At 57.2% G+C, this 16,017-nt stretch carries 19 protein-coding genes and 1 pseudogene; 9 read left to right on the top strand and 11 right to left on the bottom strand.

The window, feature by feature from the left end; translation table 11 throughout:
* Window positions 1–121: 121 nt before the first annotated feature.
* The 4 genes from H8B20_RS14565 to H8B20_RS14550 form a co-directional block, all read right to left on the bottom strand.
* Complete coding sequence (locus H8B20_RS14565) at window positions 122–571, bottom strand: NUDIX hydrolase (RefSeq protein ID WP_210623930.1); 450 nt, start codon at window positions 569–571, stop codon at window positions 122–124.
* Between the two features lie 174 nt (window positions 572–745).
* The gene (locus tag H8B20_RS14560) at window positions 746–1,225 is read right to left on the bottom strand and encodes a YbaK/prolyl-tRNA synthetase associated domain-containing protein (RefSeq protein WP_210623631.1); all 480 of its coding nucleotides are present in this window, start codon (window positions 1,223–1,225) and stop codon (window positions 746–748) included.
* 16 nt (window positions 1,226–1,241) lie between these two features.
* A complete protein-coding gene (locus H8B20_RS14555) occupies window positions 1,242–2,000 on the bottom strand; it encodes a sulfite exporter TauE/SafE family protein (RefSeq protein WP_210623630.1) in 759 nt (252 codons plus the stop codon).
* Window positions 2,001–2,003: 3 nt separating this feature from the next.
* A complete protein-coding gene (locus H8B20_RS14550; protein ID WP_210623628.1) occupies window positions 2,004–3,089 on the bottom strand; it encodes a TauD/TfdA family dioxygenase in 1,086 nt (361 codons plus the stop codon).
* 109 nt (window positions 3,090–3,198) lie between these two features.
* Here H8B20_RS14550 and H8B20_RS14545 point away from each other — a divergent pair, with 109 nt between their 5' ends.
* Together H8B20_RS14545 and H8B20_RS14540 are read left to right on the top strand one after the other, a co-directional pair.
* The gene (locus tag H8B20_RS14545) at window positions 3,199–4,131 is read left to right on the top strand and encodes a LysR family transcriptional regulator (protein WP_210623627.1); all 933 of its coding nucleotides are present in this window, start codon (window positions 3,199–3,201) and stop codon (window positions 4,129–4,131) included.
* 234 nt (window positions 4,132–4,365) lie between these two features.
* Window positions 4,366–4,851: a DUF6130 family protein gene (locus tag H8B20_RS14540; protein WP_210623625.1), complete on the top strand. Its 486-nt coding sequence runs from the start codon at window positions 4,366–4,368 to the stop codon at window positions 4,849–4,851.
* Between the two features lie 49 nt (window positions 4,852–4,900).
* On the opposite strand, the pseudogene H8B20_RS14535 reads toward H8B20_RS14540, so the two are convergent.
* Window positions 4,901–5,782, bottom strand: a pseudogene (locus H8B20_RS14535) (LysR family transcriptional regulator).
* Between the two features lie 108 nt (window positions 5,783–5,890).
* Between H8B20_RS14535 and H8B20_RS14530 the strand changes: the two are divergent.
* The gene (locus tag H8B20_RS14530) at window positions 5,891–6,892 is read left to right on the top strand and encodes a zinc-dependent alcohol dehydrogenase family protein (RefSeq protein ID WP_210623623.1); all 1,002 of its coding nucleotides are present in this window, start codon (window positions 5,891–5,893) and stop codon (window positions 6,890–6,892) included.
* 128 nt (window positions 6,893–7,020) lie between these two features.
* On the opposite strand, the gene H8B20_RS14525 is transcribed toward H8B20_RS14530, so the two are convergent.
* The 4 genes from H8B20_RS14525 to H8B20_RS14510 all read right to left on the bottom strand — a co-directional run bounded on the left by H8B20_RS14525 (window position 7,021) and on the right by H8B20_RS14510 (window position 10,177).
* Window positions 7,021–7,329: an isochorismate lyase gene (locus H8B20_RS14525; protein ID WP_210623621.1), complete on the bottom strand. Its 309-nt coding sequence runs from the start codon at window positions 7,327–7,329 to the stop codon at window positions 7,021–7,023.
* 162 nt (window positions 7,330–7,491) lie between these two features.
* A complete protein-coding gene (locus H8B20_RS14520) occupies window positions 7,492–8,598 on the bottom strand; it encodes a DNA alkylation repair protein (RefSeq protein WP_210623620.1) in 1,107 nt (368 codons plus the stop codon).
* Between the two features lie 2 nt (window positions 8,599–8,600).
* Window positions 8,601–9,206 (bottom strand): glutathione S-transferase, encoded by a 606-nt coding sequence (locus tag H8B20_RS14515; protein ID WP_210623619.1) that lies wholly within the window; start codon window positions 9,204–9,206, stop codon window positions 8,601–8,603.
* Window positions 9,207–9,268: 62 nt separating this feature from the next.
* A complete protein-coding gene (locus H8B20_RS14510) occupies window positions 9,269–10,177 on the bottom strand; it encodes a MurR/RpiR family transcriptional regulator (protein ID WP_115147347.1) in 909 nt (302 codons plus the stop codon).
* 411 nt (window positions 10,178–10,588) lie between these two features.
* Between H8B20_RS14510 and H8B20_RS14505 the strand changes: the two genes are divergently transcribed.
* From H8B20_RS14505 to H8B20_RS14495, 3 genes are all read left to right on the top strand, one after another.
* Complete coding sequence (locus H8B20_RS14505; RefSeq protein ID WP_047301757.1) at window positions 10,589–10,993, top strand: TraR/DksA family transcriptional regulator; 405 nt, start codon at window positions 10,589–10,591, stop codon at window positions 10,991–10,993.
* A gap of 225 nt (window positions 10,994–11,218) precedes the next feature.
* Window positions 11,219–12,823, top strand: coding sequence for a methyl-accepting chemotaxis protein (locus H8B20_RS14500; protein WP_210623617.1), 1,605 nt, complete (start codon window positions 11,219–11,221; stop codon window positions 12,821–12,823).
* A 113-nt stretch (window positions 12,824–12,936) separates the two neighbouring features.
* Entirely contained in the window at window positions 12,937–13,140 is a 204-nt protein-coding gene (locus H8B20_RS14495) for a hypothetical protein (protein WP_210623615.1), read from the top strand.
* 5 nt (window positions 13,141–13,145) lie between these two features.
* Here H8B20_RS14495 and H8B20_RS14490 read toward each other — a convergent pair whose 3' ends face one another.
* Complete coding sequence (locus H8B20_RS14490) at window positions 13,146–13,382, bottom strand: DUF2789 family protein (protein WP_042559581.1); 237 nt, start codon at window positions 13,380–13,382, stop codon at window positions 13,146–13,148.
* A 47-nt stretch (window positions 13,383–13,429) separates the two neighbouring features.
* On the bottom strand, window positions 13,430–13,705 hold the full coding sequence (locus H8B20_RS14485; protein WP_042559580.1) for an RNA-binding protein: 276 nt from the start codon (window positions 13,703–13,705) through the stop codon (window positions 13,430–13,432).
* Window positions 13,706–14,106: 401 nt separating this feature from the next.
* Here H8B20_RS14485 and H8B20_RS14480 point away from each other — a divergent pair, with 401 nt between their 5' ends.
* The 3 genes from H8B20_RS14480 (at window position 14,107) to H8B20_RS14470 (ending at window position 15,927) form a co-directional block, all read left to right on the top strand.
* Window positions 14,107–14,577 (top strand): hypothetical protein, encoded by a 471-nt coding sequence (locus tag H8B20_RS14480; RefSeq protein WP_080896030.1) that lies wholly within the window; start codon window positions 14,107–14,109, stop codon window positions 14,575–14,577.
* Between the two features lie 8 nt (window positions 14,578–14,585).
* Window positions 14,586–14,783: a hypothetical protein gene (locus H8B20_RS14475; protein WP_210623613.1), complete on the top strand. Its 198-nt coding sequence runs from the start codon at window positions 14,586–14,588 to the stop codon at window positions 14,781–14,783.
* Between the two features lie 127 nt (window positions 14,784–14,910).
* Window positions 14,911–15,927, top strand: a complete 1,017-nt coding sequence (locus H8B20_RS14470; RefSeq protein WP_150592186.1) for an ABC transporter substrate-binding protein — start codon at window positions 14,911–14,913, stop codon at window positions 15,925–15,927.
* The last annotated feature ends 90 nt before the right edge of the window (window positions 15,928–16,017 follow it).

Genomic DNA, 16,017 nt, shown 5'->3' with positions numbered 1-16,017 from the left:
AGGGCGTGGGGGAGGACAGCGCCGTCAATGATCCAGGGCGATCAGTTTATGAGCGTGCACACTCTCTGGCCTCGATGCGGCCGCTCGAAAGCCGCCTGAGAATATCAAGCCAGAGTTTGAATCACGTGTTTCTGCTTTGATCGTGAGCCAACACATACCCTTTCGCTGTCAACTTGGCAGTCAGGAACCGTAATGCTCGACGAAAGACCGGATGGCAGTCGGCATAAGGTAAATTATCGAATGGAGCCCAAAAAAAGCTGAAGCTATGGCCATGGTCATCGAGCGTGAGATGGTTCCATTGCTGCGGCAAATTTTCCTGCGTGAAACACAGTTGGAATGACCATATCTGGTCGAGATGCTCTGCATCCCAGCAACCCATGTCGCTGACCAGCGAGGCAGTCCCTATGCCGGATTCTTCGCTCAATTCACGCAGCGCGGTCTGAGCTGGAGTTTCACCTGGCTCAATTGTCCCTTTTACCAGTTGTACACCTGCTGTTGGATGGCGGAACAGAAGGATATGGGTGGCAGGAAAACTGGAGAGGATGACGGGACAGGCCTTGTTCGGTGACATGGCGATTTCCTTATCGGCAACGATGCTCACGTTTTTCGGCCTCATCCTCTGCGTGAGTGGGCCAGATATTCTGATGTTGGCTAATGGCGATGGCTGCCACCCAGGAGACTGATCTATTTTCAAGATCCGTTTTTTAAGAAGTATGAAAATAAATCCGTCCCTGAAAACATCTGCTCAAGTCTGGCTGATATCCAGCAATCGAGGCATGGCAATCGCCAGATAATCCTTCGTATCGAGCACCATCGACGCATCCAGCCGCCCCGCGTTGAAGGCTATTTCAGCGTAGCGTGTGGTCAAGGCCGGATCGACGATCAATTGAATCCGGTCATCGAAAACAAAGGGAGGGATGGCGCCGATCCGGCACCCGGTCAGTTCCATGGCGGTTTCGGCCTTTACCAGCTCGGCCTTTTTCCCGCCCAGGGCCGCTCCGACTTTCTTCATGTCCAGCTTCTGGTCGCCCGGCAGGATCACCAGTGCATAGGGGCCGGCCTGACCCTTGAGTGAGCAAAGCATGGCCTTCGCGCCTTGGCCGGGCTCGGTGCCACGGATTTCGGCGACGCGCGCCGACTGGCCCTCGGCATCGTGCATCAACACCCGGTAGGAGGCTGAGCGGGCATCGAGTAGTGCCACGAGGCGATCGAACATGGGGTGCATGTAGTTTTCCTCTGGTTTACAGGAACAGGTCGTAGGACAGTTTGCTGATCAGAATCACCAGCAACACCAGGAACAGAGCCCGGACAAAGGGCACGCCTTTATGAACCGCCAGCCAGGTGCCGGTGAGCGCGCCCAGGATGTTGAATGCCGCCATGGGGATTGCGATCAGGTAGAGCACGTTACCTGTCGGAATGAAGAACATCAGTGCTGCTACGTTGGTCGCGATGTTCACCAGCTTGGCCGATGCCGAGGCATGAAGAAAGTCGAAGGCGAAGCACCGGATAAACAGGAAGATCAGGAAGCTGCCAGTGCCGGGGCCGAACAGACCATCGTAGAAACCGATGGCACCGCCGATGACGATCGCCAGCAGTTTTTCCTTGGTACCGATGTGCATGGGTTTGTGCAGGGCGCCGAAGTCTTTTTTCCAGAAGGTGTAGATCGCCATCAGTACGATCAACACCAGCACCGCCGGCCGGATCACCGACTGGGGTACGAACGACACCGTGGCGGCTCCGAAGAAGGCCATGACAAAAGCCGCGCAGGCAGCGGGGATTACAAGACCCCAGTCGATCACCACCTTGCGCACGAAGGACCGGGCCGCGAATGCGGTGCCGCAGGCGGCCGCGACCTTATTGGTACCCAGCAGCGCCGCCGGTTGAGCGGTGGGCAGCACGTTGAATAGCGCGGGAATCTGGATCAGTCCGCCGCCGCCCACCGCCGCATCGATCAGGCCGGCGGCGAAGGCGAACACGCAAAGGATGACAATATCGACCATGAATCAGGCTCTGACTATATAGGGTTGATGAGGGTCCAGCGGCATCACGCGTGCCGGATCATTGACCCCGAAGACGCGCAACATCCAGCGATCACGGCCGTCGTAGCGGGGTGTAAAACCATCCCGGGCATGCAGGGTTTGCTGGTTCTTGAAGATCAGCATGTCGCCTGGTTGCAGCAGTATGTGGTGCACGACATCGGCATGATTGGCGGCGGCGGCGAACAGTTGGAGGGCGAACTGCGCATTGGCGCAGGTCGTTTCGACACTTGCTTTGTTGTAGCGGCAATACAGGCCATCGGTTGCGCTTCTGTACAGCAAAGGGACGTTTTCCAGCACATTCCCCTGTTTGCCGAAGGAGGCCGGTCGGCGAACGATGAATTTCGGCCGTGACAATTCTTCCTCGACCCAGTCCGGCAGAATGGCCAGCACCTCGTCAATGGCGACGATGCGCGTCGGCACGTCGAGCTCGCAGCGCAGGCCGGTCAGGGACAGGTACTCCGGGCAGGCCGACAACTGCGAGACGGGTTCGCAGGTCAAAGGCAGGTGAGGGTTGTCGATATGCATGTCCAGATCCGCGCGCGAGCCATAGGAGCTCTTTTCGGTTTCTCGCTTGTGCTTGGGCGATACGTGACGGAATACGGTGTCGCTGCTTTCACCCTCGTACGCCAGCGGACGGGTTTGCAGCGTTTGCAGCACGGACAAAATAGCCCCGGCCAGCGTCGACAAGTTCTCGATACCCGGCTCCAGGTCATAGGGCGTGGCGGGCAGTTGCGGGTCCAGCGGCAGCCCCCTGACGATCATCGCCACTTCAGGGGACTGTGGGAAATTGCGTAGCTGCTGAGTTTTCTCGGTGCACAGGACACTTTCCAGCAACTGCCCCAGGACCGGCATGTGGCGGATGCCCGAGGCGCTATCGGTCACGTCCAGCGATGCCAGAGCGGCCTGAAGTGTGTGTTGTTCTTCGAGCGACAGATGAATTTGTGGTATCTCCCGTCGGATAGAAGTCACTGATTTCTTTTCCAGCCATTCATGAATGACTTCATCAACACAAGCTGCGGCTTTCCCGATTTCTTTATCCAGCTTCGACACGTCCGTGCGCTCCTGTTTGCCCAATCCTTGTGGGTTGAACGGGAAGGTTAACGGAAGGGACTTTTTTGTGTTGCAATGCCGCGTTGTGAAAAATGCAATGAGGTGGAGAGTGGCGTTGAATATGTTGGGGGACCTTGAAGCCTTCGCGACCGTGGCTCGCAAGCGCAGCTTCGTCGCCGCGGCACGGACTCTGGGGCGCTCCCCCAGCGCACTGACCCGCGCCGTTCAAGCCCTGGAGGAAAGTGTGGGGCTCAAGTTGTTCAATCGCTCGTCCAATGCCGTGAGCTTGACCGAAGCGGGTGAATGCTTATTGCCCCACGCGTACAAGATGCTCGATCTGCAACGTGAGGTGGATGAAGACCTGGCCGGTCTCGGCGGCCTGGCCTCCGGCTGGATCCGTTTTTCCGCCCCCGAGGTTCTCGCAAACGGGGTATTGCCCCGGTTGATCGCGCAATACTGCGAGCGTTATCCAGACGTCAACATCGATGTGATTTTCACCGATGAGATCATCGATCCGGCCAAGAGCAAGCTGGACTTCTCGATTCGCGGCGCGTTTCCACAATCCAGCGAATTGATCGGCTTTGCGCTCTGGAGTTACTCACGCTATCTGTATGCCAGCCCCGACTACCTGGAGCGCAACGGCATGCCCGACTCCATCGAGGCACTGGAGTCGCATTCGCTGATCCTGCATACGGCGCCACGGATTCTCAAGGAGTGGAATTTTCGCAGTGAGGAGCAGGCCATCAGCTTTCGGGTTCACCCCAAATTTCGTTTCAGCTCCGGTCTGGCGGTATTCCAGGCAGCCCTGGCAGGCGTCGGGATCGCCCGCTTGGCGGACTGGATGGCGGAGCCCGAAGTGGAAGCGGGGCGCCTGTGCCGGGTTTGCCCTGAGTACAAACTCACCTCCAGCAGCGGCGAGAGCCCACAGATGCACGCGGTTTACCCGGCCGGAAATTTGCCACTGCGGGTGAAGGCATTGATGGAGATGATCCGTGGCTTGGGTGAAAGCCTCGAATGTAAACGCGGGTCAGCACTGATATGAGGTTAGGGGGCGTTCAGCCCTGTCCGCTCACTATCGAGAACACGCTGGGGTTTTGATGTTTACCGGACGACGTCATGAGTGCTTGGCCGATTGTGGCCTGTTACGAATGGCTGTAATCGGCCAAAAGCGGCCAGTCCGTGTCGATGAAATACGTTGGTGATTCCAATTTCAAAAGAACAGTGGGGAATACTCAGTTTGATCTAGGCTTGAATGAAATAACGCGGAGAAAAACACATGTCCCTCGCTCCCGGAAATCTATTGGCCCTGGCTTTGGGTGTCTTCTTTTGTGGATCCGTGCTCGGACAAGGGGTAGCAGACACCGATTCTCCACCGGCGATACTTCCGTTGGAGTCCGAGAGTGCGCCGAGACTCATTGCGTACCCGCCGCTTGCCGAGCCGCTCGCCCGCGGAGTTGTCATCATCCAGTTTCGAACAGAGCACGCCAGGATCATGCCGGTATTTGGCAAAGCGGCTGTTGAGGTATCACCACGTTTAGGTCACCTTCACGTGACCGTCGATGACTGGAAAGGTACATGGGCGCACACAAGTGAAGACCCAATTATCCTGGTCGGACTAACGCCTGGTACTCACAAGGTTCTTCTGGAAGTGGCCGACCCGACTCACAAGATCATCACCAGTACGACAGTGAGTTTTATCGTGCCGGAGAAGAAACCAACGGAGGCTCCCCGCACTGACGATGATCACGTAGTAAAACCCTAACTGCTGTGCAACGATCGGCCAATAGCGGACGGCGTATGACAAGGAGCTTCTACAATAAATGCTCGCGTAGAAAATCGATGAACGCCATCGTCCGCGCCGAGCGTCGCCGCTCACGACTGAGCACGGCGCTGACAGGCAGCGCACTGGTCTTATAATTGTCGAGTACGGTACGAACCGTGCCCTGGTCAATGTCAGCTGTGAACAGCCATTCTGGTGAGAGGGAAATACCCAAGCCGGAGAGAACCATCTCGCGGATGGCCTCGCTGCTGTTACTCGTGACGTTGCCTTGAATACCTACATCGAGCTCCTATGCAATGTGCGTAAATTGCCAACGGTCGTAATGCTTAAGCAAAGTGAAGCCGATGCAGTTGTGATCTGAGAGTTCGTTGGGCTCACGTGGCACGCCGTGTAGATCCAGGTAGCTGGGCGCGGCATAGACACGCCGCGGGCTATTGCTCAATGGCAGTGCCACTAATCCCTCGCTCTTCACCACGCCAATGCGGATAGCCAGATCGATATTTTCTTTGAGCAGGTCTTCATTGTGGTCACTCAGCCGCAGGTCAATCCGGACATCGGGATGGCGTTGCAGGAATGTCCCTATGAGCGGCGCGATGCATAACCGTCCATAACTGACCGGGGCGGCGACTCGTAAAGGGCCGGCGATCTGCTCCTGGCCACTGGTAAAGCTACGCGTGGCAGTTTCAACTTGGCCGAGAATTTCCTGGCAGTGGTCGTAGAAGCGTTGACCTTGGTCGGTCAGGGCCAGGTGGCGCGTGCTGCGTGCGAACAATGGCCCACCCAGATACTGCTCCAGCGCGCGCACTTGCTTACTCACTGCCGGCTGCCCCATGTTCAGTTCACGGGCGACCGCCGAGAAAGACCCGCGCTCCACGACGCGAACAAAGACGTGCATGCTGTCGAACAGATCCATCGAAGATTGGGTCTCTTTGTGGAATAAGTCATATGCGAACTGGGTTTCTTATCGGAATGATTAAAGCGCGGCAATCTGTAAGCGTCCATCCCAACACAGGTTCCCGCCATGAAACAGTCCATGCTTGCTGCCATCGCCGAGTCCGCTCAGTCCCCTCTGGCCATCCGTCACATCGATCGCCCTGTTCCCGGTAAAGGGCAAGTACTGGTCAAGGTTCACGCCGCAGGAGTCAATCCGCTCGATACCAAAATCGCCGCCGGCGCAGGGGCTCATGCCCGCCAAGCGCTGCCGGCAGTGCTCGGCCTTGACCTCGCCGGTACGGTCGTCGAACTGGGTGAAGCGGTCGAGGGTTTCACCGTAGGCCAGGAAGTCTTCGGCATGCCCGGCGGGATCGGTGGTGCCCAAGGCACTATGGCCGAGTACATTGCCGTGGATGCCCGGCTGATCGCTGCCAAGCCACACACCCTCAACATGCGTGAGGCGGCTGCATTGCCTTTGGTGTTCATTACCGCATGGGAAGGTCTGGTCGATCGCGCCAATGTCCGCGCCGGTCAGCGTGTACTGATTCATGGCGGCGCAGGTGGAGTTGGCCAAGTGGCTGTGCAACTGGCTAAGGCTCGCGGTGCCGATGTCTACGCCACCGGTTCGGCGGGTAGTCTGGACTTCATTCGCTCGCTGGGGGCTACGGCGATCGACTATCAGGCACAGAGCGTTGAGGACTATGTCGAGCATTACACGACTGGTGAAGGATTCGACATTGTCTACGACACTGTCGGCGGCAGCACACTGGATGCTTCATTCAAAGCGGTGAAAGCTTATACAGGGCACGTGCTGAGTTGCCTCGGTTGGGGCCAGCATAGCCTGGCGCCGTTGTCGTTCAAAAGTGCAACCTACTCGGGCGTCTTCACCTTGGCGCCGCTGCTCACCGGCAAAGGACGCGAACACCACGGTGCTATCCTGCGCGAGGCCGCTGCGCTCGCGAATGCTGGTCAACTGACAATCCGCGTGGATCAACAGCATTTTGCGCTGCCAGACGTCAACGAGGCATTTCGCCAAGTCGCCGAAGGCCGCGGCAGGGGCAAGACGGTAATCCAGGTTGTAAGTGCGTAGCCCCTTGTAATCTCTTCAAAGCGCAATCGGCCAAAAGGCGTCCGCCTATGGCCGATTGCTGCCTGTCATGACTGACCGAAATCGAGTCCTCACGGCAGACAGCTCGGCCACTGGTCTCAAGTGTCATCTTATTGAGCAGCCCAATGCTTCATCTCTTCTGCAATGAAGTGATTCACCAGGTCGCTGTACATTTTCTCGATTGCATCCGGATTTAGGCCCTCCGCCTCTGCCCACTTGCGTCGAGTTAATAGCATGGCCTTGAACCGCTCTGGTGCACGAACTGAAGTCGCCGAGGTCTTGAACTTCGAGGCCGCGAGTACGTAGTGAAAGCGCTTGCCCAACAGCTGAATGACAGCCTGATCAAGGGCATCGATCTCGCGCCGGATTTCCTCCATGCCTGCACACGCTTCTGGCTGCAAATGATTGATGACTTCCATGTAGGGGGACTCCGTTTGTTGAATAAATCTTGGGACTTCATCGTCCTGTTCCGACAGTTAGCAGTCCTTAATGAATAGCTGCCCAATATGGGCTAAAACTGGCCCACCCTCGATTTCGCACCTGTTCAACCTTCTCCAGACCCACTAAATCTATTTATGGCGTCATTCCGCGATGATGTTGAATGCGGTAGCTGCCAACACCTCCCCGTTAACCATTAATTTCACCCCATGTCCCCCAGCAAAATGCTTGCGCGTCGTAAAGTCCTTAATTACTTGGCGCCGTCCAACCACCACACTCCCAAACCCCGGCAACACCACCGTCTTCAACTTGAAAACCTTCCCCGAAACCCCGCCATTTGCCTTCACATAGTCGATCGCATAATCAATCACCAGCCGTTGCTCTTCAGCCACCGTCGACTTCAGCACAAAAGACAGCGTAATCGCTTCTCCCAGCCTCACCACTGCCGGCTCAATCTTCACATCCAGCAACTCGACCTCAGGTTTCCCCCCGGCCCCAATCACCGTCAACGCCCGCAAATCCCCCTGTTTGATCAAACTCCGCAACGCATGCTTCGCAATCCACGCCGTGTGTTTGTTTTCCAGCGACCAGCCTTCGATCGTGTCGAGCACCCACTCGGGATGCACCTTCGTCACGTCATTCAAATGATTCGCCACGGACTTGCGTACGTACAAGCTCTCATCCGCTTTCAACCGATCCAGTATCCCTGCGGCCAACTGCGGATCCGCCTGCACCGCTTCCAGCCGAAACGACCACGGCAGGCGAGGGCGGCTGCCTTCGCTGGCGAGTCGGCGGATGTGGTGGTTTTCGTCCTGGGTCCAGTCGTGCATCCGTTCCAGCGAACGTTCCAGGTTGCTGCGCAGGAAGTGGCGGATGGCGAATTCGGAGGAGCCGAAGGTGGTGAAGTACTTCAGGGCTTCCATGGAGGTATCGAACGCATGGCCGCCGTAGCTGGCGACGTAGTTCGGCAGGAACATGCTGACGAATCCACTGTTCAGTCGTGGTGCGAGTTCGCGCAGCACATCGAGGGAATCCTCGTAGTTCAGCGGCAGCACCGCATGTAGGCTTTCACTCACCCGCGCCATCCGCTGCATCACCGACAACTCAGCCAGCCCATCATTGGCATGCTTCAAGAACGCCTTGGCCTTAAACGCCGGGTACACAGCGCTCATTTCTGTGGCGATGTGTTGCAAACGCTCAGTGTTAAAGATCTCTTTCAGTGCCGGTGCGGCGGTTTCAGGCGCGCTCATGATCAGGACATCGGCGTGCTGACGAACGCTTCAAGCGTTTCAGCGTAGGCAGTGTATTGGGCGATACGCGGGTAGCGCGCCACATCAATCTGGTCGGGGACGACGAGGTCGGTGAAGCTCCAGGCGACGGCAAGACTGATGCCGGCCTGGGTGAGGGTGCCGTCGGTGGGTAAGCCGGTTTTTTCGAGTTCGTGTTCGAGGGCGGTGAAGGCGGCGGCGAGTTGGCCTTCGACGCGATCGACCCACGGTTGGTACTGGATGTCGGCCGGGCGCAGGTTGCGTTCGTAGTAGAGCTGCACGGCTTTTTCGCAGGCGGCGAGGCTGAGGCCGATCAGGCGCAGGGCTTGGGCGCGCTGGTTCAAGTCTTTCGGCAGCAGGCTTTTGCCGGAGGCGGTTTCGAGGTAGTCGAGGATGAGGGTCGAGTCCATGAGGACGACACCGTCGTCGAGGATCAGGGTGGGCGCCTTGACCACCGGGTTGATCTGCTGGAATTGCTCGAAGTGGCGGAACACCGAGACTGACTCGTGTTCGAGGTCGATCCCTAAGCGTTTGGCGGAGATCGCCACGCGGCGTACGTAAGGGGAGTCCAGCATGCCGATCAGTTTCATGACGCGTTCCTTCAAGCCAAACCGGTGGGGTAGGCATAACCTAGCCGAGGTTGAAGGAATTGTCAGTCGTCGAATCCGGCTTGTTCGTGGATCTCATCGACATTCAATTCCAGTCGATAGGCCACGGCCACAAACAATGCCTGGCACAAACACAATGTCGCACTCAACGAACGAAAAGCCAGCGCACTTCCTTCATTGACCAACAACACGCTGTTGGCGCGTTTGGCCAGTGGCGAGAGGAGGCTGTCGGTGAGGATCAGGGTGCTGGCCTGTTGTTCGCGGGCGTGGCGCAGGCAGTGTTGGGTTTCCCTGGCGTAGGGGGTGAAGCTGATGGCGATGACCAGGTCGCCTTCGCGGATGCTGCGCATTTGTTCGCGGTAGCTGCCACCGAGGCCGGAGACGAGGTGGATGCGTTTCTGAGTGTGTTGCAAGTTGTAAACGAGATAGTCGGCAACGGCGAAGGAGCGGCGCACGCCGACGACATAGATGTTGTCGGCGTTGACGATCAGGTCGACGGCTTTTTCGAAAGCCGTGTCGTCAAGTTCGCGGCCCAGACGTTCGATGCCGGAAAGGGTGGCGTCGATGCACTCGCGGGCGAGGTCGCCGTCGCTGGCTTTCTGCGACTGGTTGGCGATCATGTTGCGGATGCGTTGCTGGTAGTTCTGCACCGGCGAGGCTTTGTGCGTGTAGGCGGTGCGGAACAGGGCCTGCATTTCGCTGAAGCCGCTGAAGCCGAAGCGCTGGGAAAAGCGCACGATGGCGGACGGGTGGACTTCGCATTCGCGGGCGATGTCGCTGATGCGGTCGACCATGATCCGGTCACTCTGCTGGCTCATGTAGCTGGCAATGCGTTTAAGCTGGCGCGGCAGGGTTTCGTATTCTTCGGTGATCAGTTGCAGCAGACGCTCGGCAGTGATCGGGGGGCTGGCGAGGGTGGGCTCGTCGGTGGCCGGCAGATCGGGGCGGGGCATAAGTCATCCTTCTGGCTGATCGATATCGCTGTGGCGAGATGTGGCTGATGTTAGTGGTGGTTTACCGGGTCTGCCTGGCTGAAACGATGCACTGGCAGACGAAAAAATTGCGATCAAATGGCGCTTGGTTAGCCGTTTGTCTTCTATATACAGCCGCTCGACTGAATTTCTTGCTATAAACGCACTCCGATAACCGCAATGAAGCCTGTGTCAGAGCCATTTCCGGGCCTTGTCGGACAAATTCCCAGTATTTAGAGTTGCTGATGCCTGAAACGGGCCTTAGACTGCCGCCCCTCGTAAATTGAGTGCCGGGTGGCATTTGCAATAAACGATGCCTTTTCGTCGACCGGACACGGTTCGCCGGAACGCTCCCTATTTCGCCTTAATGCACGTTTTTTTATAGAGATATCAATGACAAAGGACAAGTTGCTGGCCATGCCGGCAGATGACTACATGAATGCTGAGCAACACGCTTTCTTCGCAGAGCTGTTGCAGAACATGAAAGTCGAAACCCACGAGCGCATTGAGCAAAACCGTATCGCCATCGAGAGCCTGGATACCCCGGCTGATCCGGCGGACGCGGCTTCGGTTGAAGAAGAGCGCACCTGGCTGGTCAACGCGATCGATCGCGACCAGCGCATGCTGCCGCAACTGGAACAAGCCCTTGAGCGCATCAAGGAAGACAGTTTTGGCTGGTGCGACGACAGCGGCGAGGCCATTGGCCTGAAGCGCCTGCTGATCAGCCCGACCACCAAGTACTGCATCGAAGCTCAAGAGCGTCACGAGCAGATCGATAAGCACCAGCGTCAGGCCTGATTCCGTGCGGTGACCCATGAATGTCGGTCACCCTGAAAAGATCGCAGCCTTCGGTAGCTCCTTTTAGAGCGGCTGAAGGCTGCGATCTTGTTTTTTTTCGTCTGCGATATTCCGGGCTGTTCCATTGACCTGCTGCAAGACATCACGACTAACGGACCATAGATAATGGCGTTGTAGTGGCGTTTAATGCAGTCACAATAATGAGAACAAGCGTGGGGTGTTGATATGACGAGAGATGGATCTCTGGTTGGGGCTTTGCCTGCACCAGTGCTTTTGCCGAAAAACCGCTGGATCGCACCGACCCTGCAAAGCATCGCCCTGATGCTGATGGTGGCCGGCATGACGCTGGGTGAATGGTCGCTTTACGTTGGCATGCCCTTGGCGGTGCTGATTGTCTGGCTGCCGCGCCTGCGCACCCGAGCCGTCTCCGATGCACCGCCTGCCGACACCGGCAGCGCCATGTCCGAACTGACCCGCGACCTTTCCTACACCACCAGCCATAACGCCCTGTCGGCGGCCGGCGTGGCATTTTCGGTCAAGGAACTGGCGAGCAAGCTCGAATCGCAACTCGATGCCGCGGCACGGATTGTCAGCAACGCCGAAGTGATGATCGCCACCGAGCACGCGACTTCACAGCTCAGCCGCGATGCACTTGCAGCCGCCAGCGAGGCACATCACAGCAGTGCGGCGGGGCGCACCGAATTGATCGATTCGATTTCGCGCATGCGTCAGCTCAGTCAGCGCGCCAATGCCAGTCGTGAATTGATCGAAGCCTTGAGCCTGCGCAGCGATGACATTCAACGTGTGACGTTGGTAATCCAGTCGATTGCCAGTCAGACCAATCTTTTGGCGTTGAACGCGGCGATCGAAGCGGCGCGGGCTGGCGAGCATGGCCGCGGGTTTGCGGTGGTGGCTGATGAGGTGCGTGGGTTGGCAGCGCGGACGGCGTCGGCGACTGGCGAAGTGGGCGAGATGGTCGCCGACATTCAGCAACGCACCGCGCAGGTGGTGGAGCAGATCCGTGAGCTGTCCAGTGACTTGCACACTGGCGTCGAACAGGTCGAACACACCGGCCAGCACTTGGATAACATTGCTCGGCTGGCGGCCGGGGTGGAAAGTCAGGTCGGCGAAATCGCCCATGGTGCCGAGACCAATCGTGAGCAACTCGACAGTCTGTTCAAGGCCATCGAGCAGATGCGCAGCGATCTGGCGATCAGCGATCAACAGACCCGCCGCCTCGCCGATGCGGCGGTGCAGATGGAAGGGCAGGCAGAAACCATCAGCGAACGTCTCGCCGAAGTCGGTCTGGATGACTATCACCAGCGCATTTATGATCTGGCGCGCGAAGGGGCGAGTCAGATTGCGGCGCGTTTCGAAGCGGACGTCGAGCAAGGGCGGATCAGTCTCGAAGATCTGTTCGACCGCCAGTATCAGACGATCGCGAATACTCAACCGACCAAGTATCAAACCCGATTCGACCGCTATACCGATCAGGTTCTGCCGGCGATTCAGGAACCGTTGTTGCCGCGTCACGAGGGTCTGGTGTTCGCCATTGCCTGCACGCAGCAGGGGTATGTGCCGACGCACAATCAGGTGTTCAGCCAGGCACTGACTGGCGGTGCGCAGGTCGATGCGGTCAACAACCGGACGAAGCGCAAGTTCGCCGACCGCACCGGGATTCGCTGTGGCAGCCATCAGCAACCGGTGTTGTTGCAGACCTACACCCGTGACACCGGCGAGTTGATGCACGACCTGTCGGTGCCGATCACGATAAAGGGCCGACACTGGGGCGGCTTGCGTTTGGGTTATAAACCGGAAAGTCCGCGCTGATCGATTGTTACGCTTGATGCAATGAATCTGTGCACGCGCGTCGCTGTTTGCGCTGCGGCGAAGTCATTAACATGCCTGCTTGGTTAGGTAGCTAATGAATTTCGGAGGTCCGCATGCATTGCAGGGTTGATGTTGCCGTGATGATTGGCAGTGGCGTGCCTGCCGGTCTACGCGCGATGGGGCAAAGCGTTTGCTGGGTTGTTTTGCTCAACGGTGAGCGACGTGGCACCGCGTTTGCCAGTCGCGATGAGGCCGAGGAGTGCAGGGCTGCGTGGCTCGCGCAGTTGAAGGCGGAGGTTGGCGACAGCCTGCACTGATCGGGTCACTTGCCGTCGTGCAGGCGTACGTTCAGTTCATCGAAGACAATTGCCCTGTCGTCGTCTTTGCCAATCCACTCTTCAAGTGTCTGTTTTTGAGCTTCCGTCCAGAAATGCGCATCAACCAATTTGGTGTTGGCGTCCAGCGGATGCTTTTCGATGAAATCGTCGATTTGCGTATCCTCTGAAGGCAGACCCAACTGATCGAACAGGGTTTTCAGGTTGTATGTTTCCAGATCCATCGTGTGCTCCTTTTGCGCGCGCCGGGATGGCGTAGTCGACACTCTCTCTATCTGAGGCAGCCACTGGCCAGGAGTTCGATTTGTAATTCGAGTGAGCGGGCGAGCGCGCAAGCCTCGTTATGATCCTCGCGGAAACCTCTTACGCGGCCGGTCGACTTTTCTTTAATGTGAAAGAAAGCGTTACCTGCAGGTACCACCTGAAAGCGTGGCGTCTGGTCGTTCGTTACGGATTCCGGCAGATCTTCCATACCGGTGATATGCAGGATCACAGGCGATTTGAGTCGGGCGTCAGCGGGCATGGCGAAATGAGTCAGAGTGCACATATGAAGTCCTTTTCATCAGTTGGCCGATATTTACAGGCCGTTGTGGGTAGTCTTAATGAGCATCGCTGCTCTAGAATCGCCAGTACCTGTTGACGACAGCGCTTATCTAAAGCAATTTTTCGCAAGCGATATGTCGGAAAAAGAGCTTTTCTTCGTGAGAATTTTCCCTAAAGTTCGTAGTCAACTTTCTCTCATGGCGAGTGAGGATTTTTCCTTCAGGCTTTGGCGACGTTGGAGTGAGTTTCGCGAGTGACAATCCAGTAGTCTTACGAACCTCGCGTTGAACGAGCGCTCTGCTCAGTTCAGGTTTTTATTTGAGTCAATTGGCAGTGCCATCGGCCTGGCCGTTTTTTGCCGTGCGCGTTTCCCGTGTGCGGTTTTTCAGATGTGGGGATGTTTCTTTGGCAGTCAGTAATCTCGATATGCATGCTTTGTTCGTGCTGGGTGATTTGCGTGCAAAGCTGGTCAAGCAGTTCCAATCGCGTTTTGTTTACATCACCGAGCAAAGCGCGGAAGGCATTTACGTTGCCGAGATCGACACGCAAAGTGCGTTGGTAGTCGATGACAAACCAGGACTGAAGCTCAAGGTCGGCGACCACTTCAGTGCATCGGTCTTGCCCAGCCGTGAAGGTGGCAAGATGGATATCCGTTTTCGTGAAATAAAACTCACGGTTTATGGGCTTGGCGATTACGCCTTCGTTGATAGCGCTGATGGCCATGCGATCCTGTTCAAGGAAGGTCACAGCGTGGTGACCGTGTTCGCCGCCAATGAGCAATTGCAGGAAGGCCTGACCAAGACCCTGAAAGCCGTCACTGGCAAAGCCGCGAAGTGGCGCAAGGGCGAACTGGTGACCTTCAAGGCCAGCGAGTGATCGGCGGTTTGAGTCGCGCCGATTTTCATTCGCAGAACATCGACAAGGCGCGTGATGAGGCCGGGCGATTGTTCGCCATGAAGGCCGAGTTGCAAGGCGCGTGGCTGGGATGGGTGGCCTCGCAGATCTATGCGTTGCGTCCAGCGAAATACGCCAGCATGGTCAGACGCGAGCTTCAAAGCTTGCAGGAAAAGTCTGAAAGCTAACCTCGTCTGGGGCCATGCCCTGAAAAAGCAGGAACCTCGTCTACAGTCAGTTGACTGAGTATTCAGAGGCTTGCGGTCTTCTGTCAGGCCATCCTGTCATTGCTGTGAACAGCACGAGGTGTAATGCATGAACGGATTTCGACGGTTATTGGCCGCCAGCGTGGCGACATTCGGCCTGCTGGCGTCAGCGCAATCGACGATGGCAGCACAGGCGCCGATCCATTTCGCCGACCTGAATTGGGAAAGCGGCAGCCTGATCACCGATGTCTTGCGGATCATCGTCGAGAAGGGCTACGGGTTGCCAACCGACACCTTGCCCGGCACCACCATTACCCTGGAAACCGCGCTGGCCAACAATGATATTCAGGTCATTGGCGAGGAGTGGGCTGGGCGCAGTCCGGTGTGGGTCAAGGCTGAGGCTGAAGGTAAGGTGGTGAGCCTGGGCGATACGGTCAAGGGCGCCACCGAAGGCTGGTGGGTGCCGGAATACGTGATCAAGGGTGACCCGGCCAAGGGCATCAAGCCGCTGGCACCGGACTTGCGCAGTGTCAGCGATCTGAAGAAATACAAGGACGTGTTCAAAGACCCGGAAAACCCGAGCAAGGGGCGTTTCCTCAACAGCCCGATTGGCTGGACTTCAGAAGTGGTCAACAAGCAGAAACTCACGGCTTACGGGTTGCAGGACGACTTCACCAATTTCCGCAGTGGCTCGGGTGCCGCGCTCGACGCCGAGATCAGTTCTTCTATTCGTCGCGGTAAACCGGTGCTGTTTTATTACTGGTCGCCGACGCCGTTGCTGGGCAAGTTCAAACTGGTGCAGCTGGAAGAGCCGCCGTTTGATGCCGAGGCATGGAAAACCCTGACTGACGCTGATAATCCCAACCCGAAACCAACCCGCTCGCTGGCGTCGAAACTGTCGATTGGCGTGTCTACGCCATTTCAGAAGCAGTATCCGCAGATTGCCGAGTTCTTCAGCAAAGTCGATTTCCCGATTGCTGAGCTGAACAAGGCGTTGGCCGACATGAGCGAGAAGCACACCGCACCGCGTCAGGCGGCTGAAGCGTTCATGAAGGCGCATCCGGATGTGTGGCAGGCGTGGTTGCCGAAGGATGTGGCGGATAAGGTGTCGGCTGATCTGAAATAGAGGGTTGATGCCACAGGCCTCATCGCGGGCAAGCCCGCTCCCACAGGTTTTTCCGTCGAATACAAAATATGTATACGACACCCGTCACTG

It is taken from the genome of Pseudomonas sp. P42 (genome assembly GCF_017973755.1).
Lineage (GTDB): Bacteria > Pseudomonadota > Gammaproteobacteria > Pseudomonadales > Pseudomonadaceae > Aquipseudomonas > Aquipseudomonas iridis.
This window is presented reverse-complemented; position numbering and strand designations above follow the sequence as displayed.